This is a genomic window from Betaproteobacteria bacterium, assembly GCA_009377585.1.
GTDB lineage: Bacteria > Pseudomonadota > Gammaproteobacteria > Burkholderiales > WYBJ01 > WYBJ01.
This window is the reverse complement of sequence record WHTS01000093.1, coordinates 1-5,055: the sequence shown is the minus strand read 5'-3', so window position 1 is coordinate 5,055 and position 5,055 is coordinate 1. Positions and strand designations below refer to the sequence as shown.

6 protein-coding genes and 1 pseudogene are annotated in these 5,055 nt (G+C 65.6%); 2 read left to right on the top strand and 5 right to left on the bottom strand.

What is annotated here, in order from left to right; translation table 11 throughout:
- The coding region (locus tag GEV05_22745) for an enoyl-CoA hydratase (GenBank protein ID MPZ46149.1) at positions 1 to 444 on the top strand (444 nt) is incomplete at its 5' end.
- 15 nt (positions 445 to 459) lie between these two features.
- On the opposite strand, the gene GEV05_22740 is transcribed toward GEV05_22745, so the two are convergent.
- Positions 460 to 1,113, bottom strand: coding sequence for a hypothetical protein (locus GEV05_22740; GenBank protein ID MPZ46148.1), 654 nt, complete (start codon positions 1,111 to 1,113; stop codon positions 460 to 462).
- An 11-nt stretch (positions 1,114 to 1,124) separates the two neighbouring features.
- Complete coding sequence (locus GEV05_22735; GenBank protein MPZ46147.1) at positions 1,125 to 2,744, bottom strand: response regulator; 1,620 nt, start codon at positions 2,742 to 2,744, stop codon at positions 1,125 to 1,127.
- Positions 2,745 to 2,944: 200 nt separating this feature from the next.
- On the opposite strand from GEV05_22735, the gene GEV05_22730 reads away from it, so the two are divergent.
- Positions 2,945 to 3,736 carry a hypothetical protein gene (locus GEV05_22730; protein MPZ46146.1) on the top strand — a complete coding sequence of 264 codons (792 nt, stop codon included), beginning with the start codon at positions 2,945 to 2,947 and terminating at the stop codon, positions 3,734 to 3,736.
- A gap of 60 nt (positions 3,737 to 3,796) precedes the next feature.
- Here GEV05_22730 and GEV05_22725 read toward each other — a convergent pair.
- The 3 genes and pseudogenes from GEV05_22725 to GEV05_22715 form a co-directional block, all read right to left on the bottom strand.
- Positions 3,797 to 3,967: pseudogene (locus tag GEV05_22725) on the bottom strand (class I SAM-dependent methyltransferase).
- A gap of 226 nt (positions 3,968 to 4,193) precedes the next feature.
- On the bottom strand, positions 4,194 to 4,454 hold the full coding sequence (locus GEV05_22720) for a helix-turn-helix domain-containing protein (protein ID MPZ46145.1): 261 nt from the start codon (positions 4,452 to 4,454) through the stop codon (positions 4,194 to 4,196).
- A complete protein-coding gene (locus GEV05_22715) occupies positions 4,455 to 4,736 on the bottom strand; it encodes a type II toxin-antitoxin system mRNA interferase toxin, RelE/StbE family (protein ID MPZ46144.1) in 282 nt (93 codons plus the stop codon).
- Between the last annotated feature and the right edge of the window lie 319 nt (positions 4,737 to 5,055).

Sequence of the window (5,055 nt, the reverse complement as noted above, 5' to 3'; positions counted from 1 at the left end):
TGTCAGCTGGTCGCCGCGTGCGACCTGGCCGTTGCGGCCGCCGACGCCCGCTTTGCCACGTCCGGAATCAACTACGGCCTGTTCTGCGCCACGCCCGGTGTTGCGCTCTCGCGCAACATCGGCCGCAAGCAGGCGCTCGAGATGCTGCTCACGGGCGAGTTCATCGATGCGGAAACGGCGCTGCGCTGGGGTCTTGTCAATCGCGTTGTCGCGGCTGCCGAGCTCGATGCCGCGGTCGACGCGCTCGCGCAGACGCTGCTTGCCAAACCGCCGGACGCGCTTGCGAGCGGCAAGCGTTTCTTCTACCGCCAGATCGAACAGGGAATGGCGCAGGCCTACGAGGAAGCGGCGGCGCTCATCACCAGTCAGATGCTCGCCGACGAAGCACTGGAAGGCGTGAACGCGTTCATGGCGAAGCGTAAGCCCGACTGGTCGCTAGAGTGACCGAGGCGATCTCGGCTACGGCAGCCACAAGGTAAAGCAGGTTCCGCCGCCGCCGCGATTGGCCAGCTCGACGCGCCCGCACCGCTCACCGCTCACGTGGCCCGCGGCCACCAGGCGGGAGAAATGGATGCCGAGTGCGTTGCCGTTGCACTCGCCGCGCTCCGCGCGCAATGGCGCTTCGACCAGCAGCTCGTCGGGAAACGAGCCGGCATCGTCCTGGATGCCGAACCCGAGGTAGCCGTCGCTCATCCGAAATTCCAGCGTTACGGCCGAATACGCGTACACGAGCGCGCTGTGCAGAGCGTTGTGCAAGGCCATGCTCACCAGCTCGCGGTCGAAGAACCAGAACTGCGGCACCAGATCGGGTGCGCGCACGTCGATGGCGATGCGGCTCCCGGCGAGCGAGACCGCTTCGTGCTCGAGCTCTTCCACCAGCTCGATCGGGGACCACGCATCGGGTCGGATGCCGCCCGCGCGTGCGAGCCGCTCGAGCATCATGACCTGGCCCAGCCGGTCGGACAGGCGGCGCGTCACCATGCGTGCCGCCGGCAGACCGTGCGCTTCGGGCAGCGCGCGATCGAGCAGCAGCGTAAGCTCCCCCACCAGGTCGGCTGCCTCCCTGGCATTCGATTCGATCAGGGCGCGCGTGCTCGGCGCTTCGGCCGTCATGGGCTCGCTCGCTACGCCGCAGCCTGCAAGGCTTGCAGCAGCTGCCGGTAGAGCTCCGCGACCTGCAGGTATTTCGGATGCTCGGGGTGGCGCAGATGCACCCGCCGCATATAGGCTTCCACCCGTTCGCGCTTGTCGGCTTGCAGGCCGTGCATCTGCATGTGCGAGACGAGCGCATGCGCGGCGTTCATCACGATGTGCGCGTTGTCCGGCATCGTTCCGGCCGCTTCCTCCAGCAGCTCGATCGCGCCGTCCAGGTCGCCGCTTTTCGCGAGCGCCACGCCCTCGTTGTTGATGCGTACGGCATCGTCGACACAACGCTCCACCAGCGTTTCGCCCTGCTCCTCGCGATCGATATCGCGGTACATGCGCCGCACCTGGTCGAGCAGCTGTGAATCGTCGTGGTTGTTCGATACCAGCCGCCGCATCAGCGCCGCGCCCTCCGCCTCCCGCTTGTTGAGGTAGCAGGCCCGCGCCAGGTCGAGCGCGATGTCGCGCGCCAGCTCGACGCCGTCGGCATTGGCGGCGGCAAGCGCCTCGTCCAGGGCCTTGCGCGCGTCCCGCGGATTCTCGGCTCGGCTGTGCACGAGGCTCTCGACGGCGTAAGCGGATGCCTGCACCGTGGCGGAGCCGGGGAAAGTTCTTTTCGCCTCTGCGAGCGTGTCCAGGGCCTGGGGGTACTTGGCGCGGTCCATGTAGATGCGCGACAGCGTCAGATGATCATCGGGATTCGGCGCAAAACCGTGCCGGCTTTTGCGCACTACTGCGCTGTAGGCGGCCTCGGCCGTTTCGAGGTCGTGGGCGCGCAAGGCGAGCGCGCCGATCGACTTGTGGCGATGGACCGCGTTGGGCGAAACCTCCAGCGCCATCTGCAGCACCGCCTTGGCATCGTCCTCGTTGTCGCAACGGCCGTGCAGTTGCGACAGCTCGTCGTAAGCCGCCAGATACTCCGGGGCGTCGGCCAGGAGCTCGGTCAGAACCGAGCGCGCCTCTCCGTAGCGACCCAGGCCCGCAGCCGCACGCGCCATCCCAAGACGTGCCCACGGCACCGCGCGCGCGTGCAAAACCTGCTCGAATACCGCCTGCGCTTCGCCGTGACGCGCGAGCGCGAGCAGCGCGTCGCCCTTGATACGCGCCAGGTCGAACGCAAACCTCGGCTCGGTGCCGATCAGACGATCGCACGCCTGCAGCAGGGCCTCGTGTTGGCCGCTCGCGCGCAATTCGTGGATCTCGGCCAGCTTTTTCTTGCGCTCCAGCGCTCGCACCAGGCGCAAACGCAGCGTTTCCTCGGTAAACGGCTTGACCAGGTAATCGTCGGGCGCGAGCTCGGCGGCCGACATCACGCGGTCGTAGGCGCGCTCGGCGGTCACCATCATGAACACCGCCGTGGGCGCGAGCAGATGCTCGTTGCGGCAGTACTCGAGCAGCTGCTGCCCGTCGGGACCGAGCCCCAGGTCGAAATCGGCCAGGACGATGTCGTAGCGCATGTTGCGCAGCCGCGCCACTGCCTCCCGGGCGCTGCGCACCGCGTGCGGACTGCGGATGCCGCATGCCTCCAGCGCACGCGAAAGCGAGGCGAGCATTCCGGGGTGGTCGTCGATGACCAGGGTGCGGCTGCGAGTCAGATCCATGGGCGCATGAATGCCACGGCCCGGGCACGCGAACCAGTACCGCCCGGTATCCCGAATAGCCGGGAGAACCGGGTCCTGTGCGGCGTTGCGCGGCGATTACCGTGGCCTATACTGGGCTCCTTCGGTCCTGACTACGACGGACCGGGCCCATTTCTTTAGGATCGGCCTTGGACAACTGCGGCGGGAGGGCGGCAACCGGGATGGCGGCAGCGTGGGTGAATGCGCTCTGCGCCCTCGTGGCGATTACGGCGTTGGCGGGGCCTGCCTGGAGCGCCGAACGCGACATCTGCGAAAACAAGGCCGGCCCGGAATTGATCCGCTGCATCGAGGCGGCCGCGCGCTCCGGCGGCCCGGCGCCCTCGCAGGACGCTGCCAAGGCGTCCCCGACCAAGCGATCGACATCATCTTCGGTGGTTACGCCGGTTGCACCCGCATTCGTACCCCCGCGCGCGCCGGCCGAGGACTGTACGGGGCGAAGCGGCGAGGCGTTGCGCCGCTGCCTGGCAGCCGGTGGGCGGTTGAATCCGGACGCGTTTCCCACCGCACCCACCGTCCCGGCCGCTGCAGCCGCCCCGACGACGGCGCCCGCTCGCGCCGAGAGCTGCGAAGGCAAGAGCGGCGAAGCGCTGCGGCTGTGCGTGCAAGCGCAATCGAAGGATGCAGGCATCGCCGCGGCCAAGCGGTCGCAGCCGCGGGTGATTCCATGTAGCGGCTACACGGCAGTCGATCAGCCGTTGTGCCTGCATCGCAACTCGGCCATCGTCGAGTGCCGCAAGCGCAACCTCTACCCCGACGTCGACGTCTGTTTGCGCAGCCACATGGCCCGCACCCCGCAGCCCGCGCGCGCCGACTGCGGCAAGCTGCAGGCGCGGCTGCGCGCACATTGCGAGGCCCGCAACCGGGTTTACGCTTCGTGCAGCGGCGACAAGATGGGCTACTTCGCTTGCCTGGAGCGGCAGTTGGGAAGCGATGCCGTGCTTACGCGGCGTTAGTACGCTTCATCCGGGGTAAGGCCAACTCGATGCGCATGCCTATGTGCGAGGCTTCGATCGGATGACGTACTCGGCCATCGGGCGGCCTGTACCGCAGCCCAGATCGAGAATGAATGATCCCTGCGCGAGCCCGGAAAGGAGCATGTCCAGATACTCCCGCTCACGCCCGTAAAATCCCGCACGAGCAGCAGTCCATTCGTGCGCGATCTTGTTGTAGGAATCGCGGTTCAAAGGTTTGACGTTGCGGCGGACTTCGGTACCCTGCGATGAGCACCAGAAACAATAATGCAGCGAGCTGTCGCGGATGTCTCTTGCAAACTTGTCGCGCAACCGCAGACGAAGCGCCGCTGTCGTCCGACGGTCACGGGCGGCGCGTATCCAGACGCGCAACGATTGCCTTCAGCGGCAGGAGAAAGCAAGCGGAGTGCCGCTTTCCAATGTCCGCCGCAAGGCACGGTTAAGCCGCAGCTTCTGAAGGCAGTTCCCAACCGGGGAAGACTAATACTCCTGGATGGCACTTGAGAGCGCGAGCGAGCGCCTTCGCACGCTCCACTCCTAGGCGGACACGTCCATTCTCAATCGCCGAAATCGTCGTCTGCGGAATCCCAGAAAGCGAGGCCAATTGGTTCTGGCTCAGCTCTTGGAGTTCACGCACGATGCGTACAGATTCCCCCACCGAGACAGAGACGCGCTTCTTGGCGGGACGATATTCCTTCATTCACGGCCTCCGATAGTCATGAGCGATAACCGAGGCGATCTGAAACAGCACTTCGGAAGCGTTCACCCAGTAGATCACCCGCCACTGCAGTCCAAGGCGCGAGGAGCGATAACCCTGCCATTGGCCCGAAAGCGCTTCATCGTGGAAGCCTTTGATCAACCGTAACCCCCGGGGTCCGGACAGCGCGGCGATATCCTTCCACTTCTCGTACCGTTTCAGAACCTCTACGGGCGCAGCCTCAAGCTGCTTGTCGACACGGCGGTGCTCCAAGATTTGCCACATGGCATTGTGCCTAGACCTTATATGGTATGTCAAACTCGGGTAGCCACCCTGCGGCATAACGGTGTGGCTCAGGCCCGGGAACCAGCGGGCGAAGCCACGCTGGTAAAGCGTGGCCTGCAGCCAAGGTCCGGATCAGATTCGGCCGCCAGTGCTTTTTCGAGATCCAGATCGCTCAGGTACACATTTGGCAAGAGAAGATCGAGAAGTTCCTCAGCAGCCGTAGCGTGCCGTATGTCAGTTGGTACCGTGAACTCACCTAGATTGGTATGGGAGAGGAGGAGCGTGCCGCGTTTGGCACGAAGCGCTCTTACGAAACGAT

Bases quoted from the DNA above. Each gene is read 5' to 3' on its own strand.
- GEV05_22740 (MPZ46148.1), bottom strand. From the start codon at position 1,113: ATGACGGCCGAAGCGCCGAGCACGCGCGCCCTGATCGAATCGAATGCC.
- GEV05_22735 (MPZ46147.1), bottom strand. From the start codon at position 2,744: ATGGATCTGACTCGCAGCCGCACCCTGGTCATCGACGACCACCCCGGA.
- GEV05_22730 (MPZ46146.1), top strand. From the start codon at position 2,945: ATGGCGGCAGCGTGGGTGAATGCGCTCTGCGCCCTCGTGGCGATTACG.
- GEV05_22720 (MPZ46145.1), bottom strand. From the start codon at position 4,454: ATGAAGGAATATCGTCCCGCCAAGAAGCGCGTCTCTGTCTCGGTGGGG.
- GEV05_22715 (MPZ46144.1), bottom strand. From the start codon at position 4,736: ATGTGGCAAATCTTGGAGCACCGCCGTGTCGACAAGCAGCTTGAGGCT.